The organism is Shewanella sp. BJSY2023SW001, assembly GCF_047314685.1.
Lineage (GTDB): Bacteria > Pseudomonadota > Gammaproteobacteria > Enterobacterales > Shewanellaceae > Shewanella > Shewanella indica.
In genome coordinates this window covers 21479-36301 of sequence record NZ_JBKORF010000051.1, presented here as the reverse complement: position 1 = coordinate 36301, position 14823 = coordinate 21479, and the positions used below count along the sequence as shown (strand labels likewise).

General features: G+C 52.6%; 16 protein-coding genes. 11 read left to right on the top strand and 5 right to left on the bottom strand.

What is annotated here, in order from left to right:
• Positions 1 to 96 precede the first annotated feature (96 nt).
• Both ACMHXH_RS11620 and truC read left to right on the top strand, forming a co-directional pair.
• Positions 97 to 420, top strand: coding sequence for a YqcC family protein (locus ACMHXH_RS11620; protein ID WP_411911915.1), 324 nt, complete (start codon positions 97 to 99; stop codon positions 418 to 420).
• Positions 392 to 1234, top strand: a complete 843-nt coding sequence (gene truC / locus ACMHXH_RS11615; RefSeq protein WP_162207047.1) for a tRNA pseudouridine(65) synthase TruC — start codon at positions 392 to 394, stop codon at positions 1232 to 1234. Before ACMHXH_RS11620 ends, truC begins: the two co-directional genes overlap by 29 nt.
• A gap of 264 nt (positions 1235 to 1498) precedes the next feature.
• Here the strand turns inward: truC and ACMHXH_RS11610 are convergent, their stop codons facing one another.
• Positions 1499 to 1675, bottom strand: coding sequence for a hypothetical protein (locus ACMHXH_RS11610; protein WP_099049524.1), 177 nt, complete (start codon positions 1673 to 1675; stop codon positions 1499 to 1501).
• 127 nt (positions 1676 to 1802) lie between these two features.
• Between ACMHXH_RS11610 and ACMHXH_RS11605 the strand changes: the two genes are divergently transcribed.
• The 3 genes from ACMHXH_RS11605 to purU all read left to right on the top strand — a co-directional run bounded on the left by ACMHXH_RS11605 (position 1803) and on the right by purU (position 4620).
• Positions 1803 to 2267, top strand: coding sequence for a flavodoxin (locus ACMHXH_RS11605; RefSeq protein WP_039034799.1), 465 nt, complete (start codon positions 1803 to 1805; stop codon positions 2265 to 2267).
• Positions 2219 to 3700: a PTS transporter subunit EIIC gene (locus tag ACMHXH_RS11600; protein WP_335911919.1), complete on the top strand. Its 1482-nt coding sequence runs from the start codon at positions 2219 to 2221 to the stop codon at positions 3698 to 3700. Before ACMHXH_RS11605 ends, ACMHXH_RS11600 begins: the two co-directional genes overlap by 49 nt.
• Positions 3701 to 3786: 86 nt before the next feature.
• Positions 3787 to 4620 (top strand): formyltetrahydrofolate deformylase, encoded by an 834-nt coding sequence (gene purU, locus ACMHXH_RS11595; protein ID WP_335911917.1) that lies wholly within the window; start codon positions 3787 to 3789, stop codon positions 4618 to 4620.
• Positions 4621 to 4645: 25 nt separating this feature from the next.
• Here the strand turns inward: purU and ACMHXH_RS11590 are convergent, their stop codons facing one another.
• From ACMHXH_RS11590 to map, 4 genes are all read right to left on the bottom strand, one after another.
• A complete protein-coding gene (locus ACMHXH_RS11590) occupies positions 4646 to 5011 on the bottom strand; it encodes a DUF3718 domain-containing protein (protein ID WP_101096139.1) in 366 nt (121 codons plus the stop codon).
• Between the two features lie 257 nt (positions 5012 to 5268).
• On the bottom strand, positions 5269 to 6093 hold the full coding sequence (dapD, locus tag ACMHXH_RS11585) for a 2,3,4,5-tetrahydropyridine-2,6-dicarboxylate N-succinyltransferase (protein WP_028779848.1): 825 nt from the start codon (positions 6091 to 6093) through the stop codon (positions 5269 to 5271).
• A gap of 17 nt (positions 6094 to 6110) precedes the next feature.
• Positions 6111 to 8690: a bifunctional uridylyltransferase/uridylyl-removing protein GlnD gene (gene glnD, locus ACMHXH_RS11580; protein WP_039034772.1), complete on the bottom strand. Its 2580-nt coding sequence runs from the start codon at positions 8688 to 8690 to the stop codon at positions 6111 to 6113.
• A 20-nt stretch (positions 8691 to 8710) separates the two neighbouring features.
• Entirely contained in the window at positions 8711 to 9514 is an 804-nt protein-coding gene (gene map / locus ACMHXH_RS11575; RefSeq protein WP_039034773.1) for a type I methionyl aminopeptidase, read from the bottom strand.
• A 415-nt stretch (positions 9515 to 9929) separates the two neighbouring features.
• On the opposite strand from map, the gene rpsB reads away from it, so the two are divergent.
• The 6 genes from rpsB (at position 9930) to ACMHXH_RS11545 (ending at position 14819) form a co-directional block, all read left to right on the top strand.
• Positions 9930 to 10658, top strand: a complete 729-nt coding sequence (gene rpsB, locus ACMHXH_RS11570; RefSeq protein WP_025010979.1) for a 30S ribosomal protein S2 — start codon at positions 9930 to 9932, stop codon at positions 10656 to 10658.
• A gap of 132 nt (positions 10659 to 10790) precedes the next feature.
• Complete coding sequence (gene tsf, locus ACMHXH_RS11565; RefSeq protein ID WP_028779851.1) at positions 10791 to 11642, top strand: translation elongation factor Ts; 852 nt, start codon at positions 10791 to 10793, stop codon at positions 11640 to 11642.
• Positions 11643 to 11711: 69 nt separating this feature from the next.
• Entirely contained in the window at positions 11712 to 12443 is a 732-nt protein-coding gene (pyrH, locus tag ACMHXH_RS11560; protein ID WP_039034774.1) for a UMP kinase, read from the top strand.
• A gap of 28 nt (positions 12444 to 12471) precedes the next feature.
• The gene (gene frr / locus ACMHXH_RS11555; RefSeq protein ID WP_039034775.1) at positions 12472 to 13029 is read left to right on the top strand and encodes a ribosome recycling factor; all 558 of its coding nucleotides are present in this window, start codon (positions 12472 to 12474) and stop codon (positions 13027 to 13029) included.
• 84 nt (positions 13030 to 13113) lie between these two features.
• Positions 13114 to 13941 carry a polyprenyl diphosphate synthase gene (gene uppS, locus ACMHXH_RS11550; RefSeq protein ID WP_039034776.1) on the top strand — a complete coding sequence of 276 codons (828 nt, stop codon included), beginning with the start codon at positions 13114 to 13116 and terminating at the stop codon, positions 13939 to 13941.
• Between the two features lie 20 nt (positions 13942 to 13961).
• A complete protein-coding gene (locus tag ACMHXH_RS11545) occupies positions 13962 to 14819 on the top strand; it encodes a phosphatidate cytidylyltransferase (protein ID WP_039034777.1) in 858 nt (285 codons plus the stop codon).
• Positions 14820 to 14823 lie beyond the last annotated feature (4 nt).

Sequence of the window (14823 nt, the reverse complement as noted above, 5' to 3'; positions counted from 1 at the left end):
GACTCTTGTACAACAAATGCGGTGCATTATAGGGATAAGCTTGGCCCGATGGTATGATTGACGCCAATTTATTGTTTTGGATCTACGAGGTAACAGATGCCTTTTCTGGCGACTGAAAAACTCCTGTTGGCCATAGAGGTCGAATTGAAAGCGCAGGGAATGTGGAGCGCAACGGTTCCTGGCGCGACTGCCATGGCCAGCCAGGCGCCCTTTGCCTGTGACAGTATGGCGTTTGAAGCCTGGTTGCAGTTTATTCTGTTGCCGAAAATGCGCGCGCTGATAGAAGCACAAATGCCGCTGCCATCAGCTATAGCAACTGCGCCTATGGCCGAGCATGTATGGGGTGAAGCGCCCACATATCGTAATTTGATCACTTTGTTGAGAACCTTGGATGAACTCCTTACCAAACAAGCAAGATGAGACCCAGCTTCAAGCCGAGATTTCGGAGCAATCTTTGACACCAGTGGATGAAGAGTGCCCCGAGATCCGTATCCTCTATGAAGATGAACACCTGGTTGCCATTCATAAACCGGCGGGATTACTGGTGCACAGAACCTATCTGGCGCGAAAAGAGCGTTTTTTCGCCATGCAGCTGACTCGGGATCTGGTGGGTTGCCATGTGTTTCCGGTGCACAGGTTGGATAGGCCTACTTCGGGCGTCTTGTTGTTTGCCAAAAGCAGTGAAGTTGCTGCTCTTCTGTGTCAGCAGTTTGCCGGGCGCGAGACGCGCAAGGAGTATCTGGCCCTGGTGCGCGGTAATATGCACCAAGCCGGTACGCTGGACTATCCACTCAAAGAGGAATTGGATGCCGTGGCCGATAAAAATGCCGACCGCAACAAGGAAGCCCAGGATGCCATTACTCAATATGCGCCGCTGCTCAATGCCGAGATCCCTTTCCCGTCAGGGCGGTACCCCAGCAGTCGTTTTGCCTTGATGCGCCTCTCGCCGTTGACCGGACGTAAGCATCAGCTCAGAAGGCATATGGCTCATCTGCGTCACCCCATCATAGGTGACACCACCCACGGCGATGGCAAACAAAACCGTTTCTTTCGCGAACACTTCGGCCTCAACCGTTTATGGTTGCTGGCTCAGAGCTTGAGCTTCACTCACCCAAAGACAGGTGACCCCGTCACTATAGTGACAGAGCCGGAGGCTGAATGGCAGCAAGTGTTCGATGGCCTGGGCTGGGATGAGTCCCTGCTTGAGTCAGACAGCGGTTTGCTGCTGGCTTAGGGAAGGTGCGAATAAGTCCTCGTGGCACTCTGGCTTGCACAGCAATTGGCGTTCAAGGCATCTGGCTGAAGGCATGCCGGGGCCTGTCGAAGTCGGATAACGCAGAGAGCCGGTTGCTGTGAAAGCCCCGAAGGGCGTGGCTTACAGACCTGCCTGCTATGTTGTGCTTCTTGCAAAGGACTAGGGCCATTTGCTGCGAACCACGCCTTGCATCCAGGCCCGTAAGCCGACGCAGAGCACACATGGGACTTGTTCGCACTTTCCTTAGGTTTCGTCTTTATTGGTGCGCTGGTGCATCATGTCAAGCAAGGGACGGTAAGCGTCGAGTGGATAGTGGGCATGGTGTTGGTCTTGTTGAGCGGCTCTAAAGTAACACATACGGCGAACATGAGTTGCCCTTTGATGTTGCTTCTGAAGTTTCTGTCTGCTGCTCTGTCGCATCGCTGCGTTTCCTTATCGCCAATGGCGTGTCGGCTGGGTGTCTGTTGATGCTTATGCTTGCAGCATAAGCAGACGATACAGTATGGTGGAGAACAATGAGTATTGACTCCGAGGTGCAGAGTATAACATGAAAAAAGTGAACCTGGTGTTTGGAACTGTCTATGGTAATGCCCAGTTTGTTGCCGAGACGCTCCAGAAGCAGCTCCAGACTCATGGCTTGGAAGCTAAACTTTGGCAAAGTCATGAGCTTAAAGGATATATACCGGCGGCCGATGAGTATCTGTTGCTGGTTTCTTCCACTACCGGGCAAGGGGATCTTCCGGATGATATTTTGCCCTGGTTTTTGGAACTGAAAGACACGGCCCCCTACTTGCCTGAGCTCAGGTACGGAGTTATTGCCCTGGGAGACTCGAGTTATGAGACCTTCTGCGGCGCAGGTAAACAATTGGATGAACTGTTTGCGGAGCTTGGCGCCAAACGTATCGGTGAACGTTTGGAGATTGATGCCTGCGAAACCATGGAACCCGAGGTCGAGGCTCAAGCATGGCTCAACAACTGGCTACCCCTGCTGAAAACAGAACCGGGCGCCTGAAAGGCTTTTCACAACATTGGTTTAAGTTTGCTCAGCGCCTGAGTCAGGCGCTGCTTGTCCCCATAGCTATCCTGCCTGCTGCCGGAGTGATGAAAGGCCTGGCCAGCACGCCGACAGGTATTTTGTCTCCTTCGCTCAATGAGCTGTTTGCCACTACTGGCGATCTCATCTTCACTATGATGCCGTTGTTGTTTGCCATCGCGATTGCCATAGGCTTTTGCCGTGATCAGGGGATTGCCGCCTTCAGTGCTGCGTTCGGTTATGGGGTATTCAACTCAAGCTTATCGCTGCTGGCCTCGCAAAACCCCGTGCACACCTCGGTTTGGCTCGGAGTGGAAACCATAGATACAGGTATAGCCGGTGGCATGTTGCTTGGGGTAATGACCTGTTTGGCGATGGCCATGAGTCGTCATTTACGTTTGCCGGCTATCTTTTCCTTCTTTGAGGGACGCCGCAGCGCGCCATTGTTGATGCTGCCGTTGGCGGTGTTGCTGGCCTATTTGCTGGCGCTTATCTGGCCACCTTTGGCGCACTATATTGAGGTGTTCTCCAACTGGGCCGTGTATCAAAAGCCACAGCTGGCCTTTGCCATCTATGGCACAGTGGAACGCCTCTTGCTGCCGCTTGGACTGCACCATATCTGGAATGCGCCTTTCTATCTCGAGCTTGGGCAGTATTATCAGGATGGTCAATGGCTCAGAGGCGAAGTGGCGCGCTACCTCGCCGGCGATCCCCAGGCCGGCAACCTGGCCGGTGGCTATCTCATCAAAATGTGGGGCCTGCCAGCGGCGGCCCTGGCGATTTGGCGCTGTGCCGACAAGAGTGAACGCAATCGGCTGGCCGGCATTATGCTGTCGGCGGCGGCCACCAGTTGGCTCACCGGGGTAACTGAGCCGATTGAGTTTGCTTTCCTGTTTGTGGCGCCTTTGCTGTATCTGGTGCATGCACTGCTGACCGGGCTGGCTTATGCAGTCTGTATCTGGCTCGACATTCACTATGGGCTGGTGTTTTCCAACGGTTTGCTGGATTTTGCCCTTTTGTGGCATCAATCCGCCAACGCCGGTTGGTTTCTGATCCTGGGCCCCTTGACCGCAGTCATCTATTACCTGATTTTCCGGGCTTCCATCATGGCATTCAATCTTAAGACGCCGGGGCGGCTGGAGCCGGAAACCACTTCGGGCGGCAATCTGCTGGCCATGATAGGCGCGCTCGGCGGCGCCGCCAATATCCGCAACCTCAGCGCCTGTATGACCCGGTTGCGCCTGAGTGTTGAACGTCCTGAGCTGGTGGACAAGTCACGCTTGTTGGGATTGGGAGCCAAGGGCGTAATAGTGGTGGGGCAGGGCGTTCAGGTGGTGTTTGGCACCAAGGCCGAGACCTTGAGAGGGCTTTTGCAAAAGTATCTGGACAGCCGCCAGACAAGCCGGAGATAACGAGCTGCTTTTGATGAATAAATTTTAAGCGCGCCAGTGGCGAGACTGTGGCATATTCAAACTTTAATGCTGTAATCGGAGCCGATATGCCACGCAAAATACTGATGATTGATTGTGCCGATGAATATGGGCTTATCGCCAGAGTTACTGGGGTATGCTTTCAGCACAGACTGAATATCATCAAAAACAACGAGTTTGTCGATAATCAGCAGGGGCGCTTTTTCATGCGTACCGAGCTTGAAGGTGAGTTCGATGAAGCTAAGCTGTTAGAAGAATTGGCTGAAGTTCTGCCCAAGCAAAACCATATGAAACTGGTGGATGCCGGACGCAAGCGCATAGTGGTGTTGGCGACCAAGGAGGCCCATTGCCTTGGTGATCTCTTGATGAAAACCTACTATGGTGCCCTCGATGTGGAAATAGCCGCCATAGTGGCCAACTACGATACGCTGGCACCGCTGGCGGCCAAGTTTGAGGTGCCTTTTCATCATGTCAGCCATCAGGGGCTGGATCGCAACGCCCACGAGCGTGCCATGTTGGATATTATCGCCGGCTATCAGCCTGAATACCTGGTACTGGCCAAATATATGCGGGTGCTTACCCCTGAGTTTGTCGAGCAGTATCCCAATAAGATCATCAATATTCATCACTCCTTTCTGCCGGCCTTTATTGGCGCCAATCCCTATCGTCAGGCGTGGGAGCGCGGGGTGAAAATTATTGGGGCCACGGCGCACTTTGTGAATAACTGTTTGGATGAGGGGCCCATCATTAAGCAGGATGTTATCCCTGTGGATCACAGTTACAGCGCGGCAGATATGGCCAAAGCCGGCCGAGATGTGGAAAAAAGTGTTCTCAGCCGGGCTCTGGCGCTGGTACTCAATGAACAGGTCGTGGTGTACGGCAACAAAACCTTGGTATTTTAATCCGAGTGTTTTGGGCTCAGTGAGTTCAGCGGAAACTCACGTAGAGTTTTTCCTCCTCTGGGATCATGGCCATATCGGAAATGGTCACTTTGCCGGGCAGGAAGCGGCCAATCTTTTTGGCTGTGCGATCGGCGCCATGACTCATGGCAAATTGATGCAGTGACTCACCATTGCACACCAGTCGAGGGAATACTCGCTGTTCATTGATCCGGTACTCACGCAAGGTGGTGGAAAACTCTATCATGCTGTTGCTGGCACTGGATTTACAGACCTGGATCAACGCCTGCTCAATATAAGGATCCATTACGGCCTGGGCACTGAGAGAGCCGAAGCTCAGGCCGGCGACAGCCAGTAATACTGCGCCGGTGCGGGTACGTTGGCAAAGGTTCATGGCTTGCTCCTTTTCGGGATGCTTCAAGTACCATTTAAGTACAGTCGCAGCAGCGGCATTTGCCAGCGATTGAATAGAGGCTTTCTGTCAGCAGTTGTTGCTGTTTGGGCAGGGTGTGTCCCAAGGTGTGGAAGTTTGTCTCTTGGTAAGTAAATGTGTCTGCCTGTGCCCTTATGGGCAGAGCAGACAGACACATAGATGGGGATACTGACCTAATAAAGTGTTTATTGCTCTAGGTCAGTTCCCGAGGGCAAGGGTCAGTCGACCATCCGCAGCAGTTCGTTGATACCCACTTTTCCGCGGGTCTTCTCGTCTACCTTCTTGACTATGATGGCGGCATAAAGATTGTACTTGCCGCAGCTGGAGGGCAGAGTGCCTGACACCACCACAGAACCTGCTGGAACCCGGCCATAGTGAATTTCGCCGGTTTCGCGGTCATAGATGCGGGTGCTCTGGCCGATATAGACCCCCATGGAGATCACTGAGCCTTCCTCGACCACGACTCCTTCAACGATTTCAGAGCGGGCACCGATAAAGCAATTGTCTTCAATAATGGTCGGGCCGGCCTGCAGTGGCTCGAGTACGCCACCGATGCCGACACCGCCGGAGAGATGCACGTTTTTACCAATTTGCGCGCAGGAGCCAACCGTGGCCCAGGTGTCGACCATGGTGCCTTCATCCACATAGGCGCCCAGGTTAACGTAGGAGGGCATAAGCACAGTGTTTTTACCGATGAAAGAGCCTTTGCGCACCGCAGCCGGTGGCACAACACGTATGGCTTCGGCGCGAAAACGCGCTTCATCATAGTCGGCAAACTTCTGTGGTACCTTGTCGAAATACTTGGTTTCGGCCCCATCGATTACGCCATTGTCGAAGATGCGGAAAGACAGCAAAACGGCTTTCTTGAGCCATTGGTGCACATGCCATTGGCCGTCCAGTTTCTCGGCCACTCGGGCCTCGCCTCTGTCCAGCATGTCAATCACTCGTTCCACGTCGGCACGCAGCTCGGCGTCAACTGTGGTTGGGCTTATCTGTGCGCGAGCTTCAAAAGCCGCCTCAATACGTTGGCGTAAAGCCTCCATTGGTTTCTCCCGTTTACTTAGGTTGTTGGGGTCCCGAATTGGGACAGGGCACTGATCAGTGACTCTTTCAGCCTGTGTTGCTGGGCTTCATCCAGTGCCAGTCCCTGATTGGTTTGTAGAATAAAAAAGTCCTCGGCGCGCTCGCCTATCGTGGTGATCTTGGCCGCCAGCAGGGTGACATCACAGCGATAGAAGGTTTCACCTATCTTGGCCAGCAGACCTGGGCTATCCAAGGCTATCAGCTCCATCATACTTGTACCATGGCGGCGGGTAGGCAGAAAACTGACCTGAGTCGGAACTTTAAAAGGTTTCATCTTGCGCGACAACTTGCGAAAGCGCGGGATCTTGGGTTGTTCGCCACTGAGCGCTTTGCCAAGGGCCTTGCGGATACTTTGTATCCGCGATAACTGACTTACCGCCTTGCCGTCCTGCTCGAGGATCACAAAGGTATCCAAAGCGTAATTGTCCTTGGATGTCATGATGTTGGCATCATGAACATTGATATTCTTGTTGTCCAGCACCGCCATCACAGTGGCAAACAGCTTGGGTTTGTCCTGGCAGTAGACAAACAGCTCTGTGCCGCCACGGGTGGTGTGTTTGGATACCATTACCAGCGGTTCATCCTGCTTGTGCTTTAGAATGGCCTCAGCGTGCCAGGCGATTTGATTGGGTTGATGACGCAAAAAGTAATCGGCCTTGAATCTCTGCCACAACAGATCCAGCGCTTTTTCCTTGAAGCCGCGCCGCAGCAACTCTTTCTTGGCTTTAGCTTGATGCTCCCGTACCCGGGCACGAATATCCACCGGCTTTTCTTTACCGCGGGCAAGCACTCTCTGAGTGGCAAAATAGAGATCCCTGAGCAGGGAGCCCTTCCAGTTGTTCCAGGTTTTTTCATTGGTGGCACAGATATCGGCTACCGTCAGGCAGTAGAGGTAACTCAGGTGCACCGCATCGCGAACTTTATCGGCAAAGTCGGCGACCACTTCCGGATCGGAAATATCCCGCCGCTGGGCGACAATCGACATCAACAGATGATTTTCTACCAACCAGCTGACCAAGCGGCCGTCGTGGTCGTTGAGACCGTGCAGTTTGCAAAATTCCAGCGCATCGACTGCGCCGAGCTTACTGTGATCGCCGCCGCGGCCTTTGGCGATGTCGTGGAAAATGGCCGCCAATACCAGCAGCCCCTTTTTTGGCAATTGATTGATCAGCACAGAGCCGAGTGGGAATTCCTCTTTCTGTTCTGCCTGGGCAAATTTGTCGATATTGAGCAGCAGCCTGTGGGTGTGTTCATCTACCGTGTAGGCGTGGAAGAGGTCAAACTGCATCTGGCCTTCAATGGCGCGCCAGGCAGGTAAATAAGCCGACATCACTCCGTGTTTGTGCATTAGCGACAGGGCGGCAATACCGCGAGCATGACGGAGAATTTCCATAAATACTCTACGGCAGCCCTCCCGGGCCATCAGAGGTTGCGGCTGGGCGCGTCTGGCTCTTCTCAGCGCCCTCAGGGTTGGCGCGTAAATTCCCTGAATGTTGGAATTGCGGGCCACATGCAAAAACAGCCTGACGATCTCTTCCGGATCGTCAAACAGCGCCAAGTCCAGCGCCTCGATAAAGCGACCGCGGCGCTGATAGTGTTCATCTATAGGCTGGATTTCCAGCGCCTGAGTGTGTCCCAGGGTGGCGCGTTTGAACAGTTGCAGCAGCATCTCGTTGAGCTCCATCACCCGCCGCACTGTGCGGTAATAGTGCTTCATCATCTGCTCGACCGCCAGTTGGGTAGCGTCTTCGTAACCCATGAGGCCGGCTACCTGACGCTGCAAGTCAAACAGCAAACGGTTTTCGTCACGGCCCGATGCCAGGTGCAGGGCAAATCTCAGCTCCCAGAGGAAGTGCTGACACTCAAGCAGCTCTTCGAGTTCTACCTGCTCCAAAAAGCCGTGTCCGACCAGTTCTTCAAGTCTGGCGGCATCGAAGTGGCGCATAGCGACCCAGGCTATGGTCTGAATATCCCTCAGGCCACCGGGGCAGGTCTTGATATTGGGCTCAAGATCGAAGGCGTTGGCCCTGGCATGGCGGGCACGTTGTTCATCTCGCTTGGCATTGAAAAACGCGTTTGAGGGCCAGAATTGGTGCTCGCGAATCGCGTCGTAGAGAGTATCAAACAGGATTTCCGGGCCGGTAAGCAGTCTGGCTTCCAATAGGTTGGTGGCTATGGTGATGTCTTGTCGACCCTGTTGCAGGGTTTCTTTCAAGGTTCTGACACTGTGACCGATTTCAAGACCAGCGTCCCAGAGAAAGGCGATATAAGCACTGAGCCTGCTCTCGGCTGCTGGGTCCAGGTTGTCATCCACCAGAAACAGCAGATCTATGTCCGAGTAGGGATGCAGCTCACCGCGGCCATAGCCGCCGACGGCGATAAGAGCGATGGGATAAGCATCCAAGCCTTCGGCCTGCCATTGTTCAATCAGCTGCTTATCGACAAAGCGACAGCGGCTGGTAACCAGTTCGACTATCTTTTCTCGCGAGGTAAACCTGTCAAACAGGGCTTGATTCTGCTCACAAAGTGCCGTTTTGGCTGCCAGCGCTGTGCTCATTCTATTCCTTGGGTGACGCCTTATTTGGCGTGATTGATGATCCTCGGGAAATCTTCCTCGGCGCGCAGCGTCAGAACTTCTACGCCGGTTTCGGTGATTAACAGAGTATGTTCCCACTGAGCTGAATTTTTACCATCTGAGGTGGTGACAGTCCAGCCGTCATCCTTATTCAGTACAGAAGTGTGGCGACCGGCGTTGATCATCGGCTCAATGGTAAAGCACATGCCAGGGCGTAGTATGGTCTTGTCGTTGTTTCTGTAGTGCACCACTTGTGGCTCTTCATGGAAGCCGGCGCCGATACCGTGACCGCAGTAATCCTGCACGATTGAATATTTGTCCAGGCCTGACTTGCTGGCCTTGATAAACTTCTCAACTGTGGTACCAATCTCGCCCAGCTGCATGCCGGGGCGAACTTTACGGATGGCGGCGTAGAGGCTCTCCTGGGCGATACGGCACAGGCGGCGATCTTTCGGGCTGACATCACCGATCAGGAACATTTTGGAAGTGTCGCCGTGATAACCGTCCTTGATAACTGTGATATCAATGTTAAGGATATCGCCGTCCTTGAGCACGCGATCACTGGGAATACCGTGGCAGATCACCTCATTGATAGAGGTGCAGATGGACTTGGGAAAACCGTGGTAATTGAGCGGCGCGGAGATGGCGCCCTGTTCTTCGGTGTACTTGGCGCAGATATCGTTGAGTTCGTTGGTACTGACCCCGACCTTGACGTGTGGGGCTATCATTTCCAACACATTGGCGGCCAGCTTGCCGGCGGCGCGCATTTTCTCAATTTCTTCTGCTGTCTTGATGACTATACTCATGGGGCTTTCTCTTAATAACGAGTGCCTTGGCCAAGGCCAATTCACCTTGTTTGTGAAACGGTAAAATAACGCTACTGACGCGGCTTTGAACTGAGTTTAAGGCCGACATGAGAGCGGTAAAAAGTTTGTGTTTGCCGGCGATTTATGGTATAAAGCGCGCCGTTATGTTTGACTCTAAGTGACTTTGAGTTGACGACTCTATGAGTTCGAATTAGCTTCAAGTCGGCTGCCTTTGATGGGGGAACCCATTTTGTCGGCAGGTAAGAGTAAAGATGGCGGCCATTATACATGGCATTTAACTCAAATACTAAATCACACACGTATCGACACATTCTTCGGGGTGCCCGCGGCTTGACCAAAGGGTCGAAGACATGGGATGCGTGGAGGTCTAACCCCTTAAATTAAGGTATAGAAAATGACTACAGTTTCAATGCGCGATATGCTCCAGGCCGGTGTACACTTCGGTCACCAAACCCGTTACTGGAACCCTAAGATGAAGCCTTTCATCTTCGGTGCTCGCAACGGTGTACACATCATCAACCTCGAGCACACTGTGCCAATGTTCAATGAAGCTCTGGCTTTCATCAGCAACATTGCTTCCAAGAAAGGTAAAATCCTGTTCGTAGGCACCAAGCGCGCTGCCAGTGAAGCCATCAAAGAAGCTGCCGTATCTTGCGAGCAGTTCTACGTGGACAAGCGCTGGCTCGGCGGTATGCTGACCAACTGGAAAACCGTTCGTCAGTCAATCAAGCGCCTGAAAGATCTGGAAACCCAGTCTGTTGACGGTACTTTCGACAAGCTGACCAAGAAAGAAGCGCTGATGCGTACCCGTGAGCTGGAAAAGCTTGAGAAGTCTCTGGGTGGTATCAAGAACATGGGCGGTCTGCCAGACGCCATTTTCGTTATCGGTGCCGACCATGAACACATCGCTATCAAAGAAGCCAACAACCTGGGTATCCCAGTTGTTGCCGTAGTAGATACCAACTCTGCTCCAGATGGCGTTGACTACATCATTCCTGGTAACGACGACGCTATGCGTGCAATCCGTTTGTATGCTGAGTCTGTAGCTGCTGCTGCCAAAGCTGGCCGTGGTCAGGACCTGGCTGTTCAAGCTGAAGAAGACGGTTTCATCGAAGCTGAATAATAAGGTGCGATGCTAGTACATCACCCTTATTAACCAAGAGATATGATTGGTTAACAGGGGCCATATGGCCCCTGTTTTATACCTACTTATCAATAGGTTAAATTTGTCGAATTATCAATTGAGGATTTAACAATGGCAATTACTGCTGCCCTGGTTAAAGAACTGCGCGACCGTACTGGCGCAGGCATGATGGATTGTAAAAAAGCCCTGACCGAAACTAACGGTGATATCGAAGCTGCAATCGATAACATGCGTAAGAGCGGCGCGGCTAAAGCGGCCAAGAAAGCCGGTAACATCGCTGCCGAAGGTACTATCCTGATCAAAAACGGTGCTGGTTACACTGCTCTGGTTGAAGTTAACTGCCAGACTGACTTCGTAGCAAAAGACTCTAACTTCCTGGCTTTCGCCAACGAAGTTCTGGACGCTGCCGCTGCTGCCAAAGTGACTGTTGAAGATCTGAAAGCCCAGTTCGAAGAAGCACGTGTTGCCCTGGTTGCCAAAATCGGTGAAAACATCAATGTTCGTCGCGTTGAGTACATCGACGGTGACAAGATGGCTTTCTATCGTCACGGCGATCGCATCGGTGTTGTTGTTACCGGTGAAGCCGATGAAGAAACGCTGAAGCACATTGCAATGCACGTTGCTGCCTCTAAGCCTGAGTACGTTAACCCAGAAGACGTTCCAGCTGAAGTGGTTGAGAAAGAGCGTTCCGTTCAAGTTGAAATCGCTATGAACGAAGGCAAGCCTCAGGAAATCGCTGAGAAGATGGTTGCCGGCCGCATGAAGAAGTTCACCGGTGAGGTTTCTCTGACTGGTCAACCATTCATCATGGAGCCAAAGAAAACTGTTGGCGAAGTTCTGAAAGAGAAAGGCGCCACTGTGACTAACTTCATCCGCTTGGAAGTGGGTGAAGGTATCGAGAAGAAAGAAGAAGATTTTGCTTCTGAAGTAGCTGCCCAAATCGCTGCTTCCAAGAAGGCTTAATCGCCAATTCTTAACCCTCCCAAGACCGCAGCAGCCGCTGCGGTCTTGTTATGACCAGGACAGAAAAAGATGAGCACCAACCCAAAACCTGCATTTCGACGTATTCTGCTGAAACTGAGTGGCGAAGCCCTGATGGGCGAAGAAGGCTTCGGTATCGATCCCAAGGTACTGGATCGTATGGCCCAGGAGATTAAGGAGCTGGTTGAGCTCGGCATTCAGGTTGGCGTGGTCATCGGTGGCGGAAACCTGTTCCGTGGTGAAGGGCTGGCCAAGGCCGGTATGAACCGCGTGGTGGGCGATCACATGGGTATGCTGGCGACAGTGATGAATGGTCTGGCAATGCGTGATGCGCTGCACCGTGCCTATGTTAATGCCCGTCTGATGTCTGCTATTCCGCTCAATGGCGTGTGCGATAGATACAATTGGGCCGAAGCTATCAGCTTGCTCAAGTCCGGGCGCGTGGTGATTTTTGCTGCCGGTACCGGTAACCCATTCTGTACCACAGACTCTGCTGCTTGCCTGAGAGGGATTGAAATTGAAGCAGAAGTCGTGCTAAAAGGCACTAAAGTTGATGGCGTATATTCAGATGATCCTATGAAGAACCCTGAAGCCGTCAAATACGATGAACTGAGTTACAATGAAGTTCTGGATAAAGAATTGAAAGTCATGGATCTGGCTGCTTTCACCATGGCCCGTGACCACGACATGCCTATATTGGTCTTCAATATGAATAAGCCAGGTGCGCTGCGCCGGGTTATCATGGGTGAAGAAGCCGAAGGCACGCTGATCAAAACGAAATAACCGACTGATTGCAAAAAGGACATTTAACGTGATTGATGCGATTAAAGAAGATGCACAGGTTCGTATGGACAAGTGTGTGGAAGCCACCAAGGCACAAATGGCCAAGGTGCGTACCGGCCGTGCTCACCCCGCACTGCTGGATTCTATCCAGGTGTCTTACTACGGCACCATGACCCCGCTCAAGCAGGTGGGTAATATTTCAGTTGAAGACAGCCGCACTCTGGCGGTTAACGTGTTCGACCGTAGCATGATTCAGGCTGTAGAAAAGGCGATCATGAGCTCAGATTTGGGCCTGAACCCTATGTCTGCCGGTGCCACTATCCGTATCCCTCTGCCGGCTCTGACCGAAGAGCGCCGACGTGATCTGGTTAAAGTGGTGCGTGCCGAGGCTGAAAACGGTCGTATCGCCGTGCGTAACGTTCGTCGTGATGCCAACTCTGCGGTGAAGAACCTGGAGAAGGACAAAGAGTGTACCGAGGACGATGTACGCCGCAGCGAAGATGAAGTACAAAAGATAACTGACGTACATATCAAGAAGATAGACGAACTGTTGGCCGCGAAAGAAGCGGAATTGATGGAAGTCTGATATTGACTCGCTAAACTAGAGTTGATGCGCCGTGTAGGGGTATACTACGCGGCGTTTGTCTATTTATAAGGGTTGTTTATTCAGATGTCATCCAATATGGAAGCCGATCCTACGACTCCAACCAGCACAGGTGACTGCCAGACTTCAGAGTGCTTACCTGAGCAGCTTTCAGAGCTGGTAAAACAGTCTATCCCGCAGCATGTGGCTATCATTATGGATGGTAACGGCCGTTGGGCTCAGGCCCAGGGTAAAGCCAGGGTTTTTGGGCATAAGGCCGGAGTCAAAGCCGTGCGCCGGGCCGTGAGTACAGCAAGGCAGCTCGGGGTACGTTCATTGACCCTGTTCGCGTTTTCCAGTGAGAACTGGCGTCGTCCGGATCAGGAAGTCAGCCTGTTGATGGAGCTGTTTTTTACCGTGCTGCGTCGGGAAATCAAGCTGCTGCACCAAAATGGTGTCCGGTTGAATATTATTGGGGATACCAGTCGTTTTTCCGAGAGACTGCAAAAACAGATCCGTGCCGCCGAAGAGAAAACCGCTGCCAACTCAGAGCTGACCCTCAATGTCGCCGCTAATTATGGTGGCCGCTGGGACATAATGCAGGCCGCCCGCAAACTGGCAGAAAAAGTCGAATCCGGTGAAATGACCAGCAGTCAGTTCAGTGAAGAGGCCCTGGCAGCGCATTTGTGCATGCAAAATCAACATGAAGTTGATTTAATGATCCGTACGGGCGGGGATTACCGCATCAGTAATTTTATTCTCTGGCAGGCGGCTTATGCCGAGTTGGTCTTTACCGACACCCTTTGGCCGGATTTTGATGAGCAGGCATTTCGCCAGGCTGTGGCGACTTTTGCCAGCCGCCAGCGTCGTTTCGGTCTGACCGGAAGTCAGATAGAAGAAATACGCAGCGAATAACATCTTACGAGGGACATTTTTTGCTAAAACAACGAATAATAACAGCAATTTGGTTAATCCCACTGGTTATGGGGGCCATTTTTTTGCTCCCGGCGAGTTATTTTTCATGGGCCTTGGTGGCGGTATTTCTGATTGCGGCGAAAGAGTGGGGCCGTATTATCGACAGCCGTTGTGAGGTCACTCAATGGAGTTTTACCGCTACCCTGGCGATAGTATTGGTGGCGATTAACCTCCTGGTACCGACCGATGCCGTCTGGTCCAGAGGTCAGTTACACCCCATCATGCTGGCCATCATTCTTATCGGCGCCTGCTGGTGGCTATTCTCTTTGGTGCTGGTGATCTCCTATCCCCGCAGTGCCAAACTCTGGCAGGGCAGTCCCATGCTCAAGTCTATGTTTGGTCAGTTGACTTTGCTTCCTTGTTTCGCTTCCCTGATCGCGCTCAAGGCGCTCAGCAGTCCTGCTGACCCTTATTTTGGCGGTATCCTGGTGTTCTTGGTGATGCTGACCGTATGGGCCGCTGATTCGGGCGCCTACTTTGCCGGTAAGGCGCTGGGGCGGATTAAACTTATGCCCAACGTCAGCCCGGCCAAGACTCTGGAAGGTTTACTTGGTGGCCTGTTGACCACCATGGTGGTGGTGGCCGGTGTTTGCTATTTCTCTCCAGAGCAGGAGCTTGGACTGCTGATAGCCGTGACCCTATTTACCGCTTTGGCCTCGGCGCTCGGCGATCTGTCCGAGAGTATGTTCAAGCGCGCCGCCAAAATCAAAGACTCGGGCACTATATTGCCCGGTCACGGCGGTGTGCTGGATCGCATCGATAGCCTGACCGCAGCCTTGCCTGTATTTACCCTTATCTATATTGCATTCTGGATGTAGTGCT

Excerpts from the sequence above, each read along its gene's own strand:
- glnD (WP_039034772.1), bottom strand. The coding sequence starts at position 8,690 with ATGAGCACAGCGCTGGCAGCCAAAACGGCACTTTGTGAGCAGAATCAA.
- map (WP_039034773.1), bottom strand. The coding sequence starts at position 9,514 with ATGAGTATAGTCATCAAGACAGCAGAAGAAATTGAGAAAATGCGCGCC.
- pyrH (WP_039034774.1), top strand. The coding sequence starts at position 11,712 with ATGAGCACCAACCCAAAACCTGCATTTCGACGTATTCTGCTGAAACTG.
- uppS (WP_039034776.1), top strand. The coding sequence starts at position 13,114 with ATGTCATCCAATATGGAAGCCGATCCTACGACTCCAACCAGCACAGGT.
- dapD (WP_028779848.1), bottom strand. The coding sequence starts at position 6,093 with ATGGAGGCTTTACGCCAACGTATTGAGGCGGCTTTTGAAGCTCGCGCA.
- ACMHXH_RS11590 (WP_101096139.1), bottom strand. The coding sequence starts at position 5,011 with ATGAACCTTTGCCAACGTACCCGCACCGGCGCAGTATTACTGGCTGTC.
- tsf (WP_028779851.1), top strand. The coding sequence starts at position 10,791 with ATGGCAATTACTGCTGCCCTGGTTAAAGAACTGCGCGACCGTACTGGC.
- ACMHXH_RS11610 (WP_099049524.1), bottom strand. The coding sequence starts at position 1,675 with ATGCGACAGAGCAGCAGACAGAAACTTCAGAAGCAACATCAAAGGGCA.
- truC (WP_162207047.1), top strand. The coding sequence starts at position 392 with ATGAACTCCTTACCAAACAAGCAAGATGAGACCCAGCTTCAAGCCGAG.
- ACMHXH_RS11605 (WP_039034799.1), top strand. The coding sequence starts at position 1,803 with ATGAAAAAAGTGAACCTGGTGTTTGGAACTGTCTATGGTAATGCCCAG.
- purU (WP_335911917.1), top strand. The coding sequence starts at position 3,787 with ATGCCACGCAAAATACTGATGATTGATTGTGCCGATGAATATGGGCTT.
- rpsB (WP_025010979.1), top strand. The coding sequence starts at position 9,930 with ATGACTACAGTTTCAATGCGCGATATGCTCCAGGCCGGTGTACACTTC.
- ACMHXH_RS11620 (WP_411911915.1), top strand. The coding sequence starts at position 97 with ATGCCTTTTCTGGCGACTGAAAAACTCCTGTTGGCCATAGAGGTCGAA.
- ACMHXH_RS11600 (WP_335911919.1), top strand. The coding sequence starts at position 2,219 with ATGGCTCAACAACTGGCTACCCCTGCTGAAAACAGAACCGGGCGCCTG.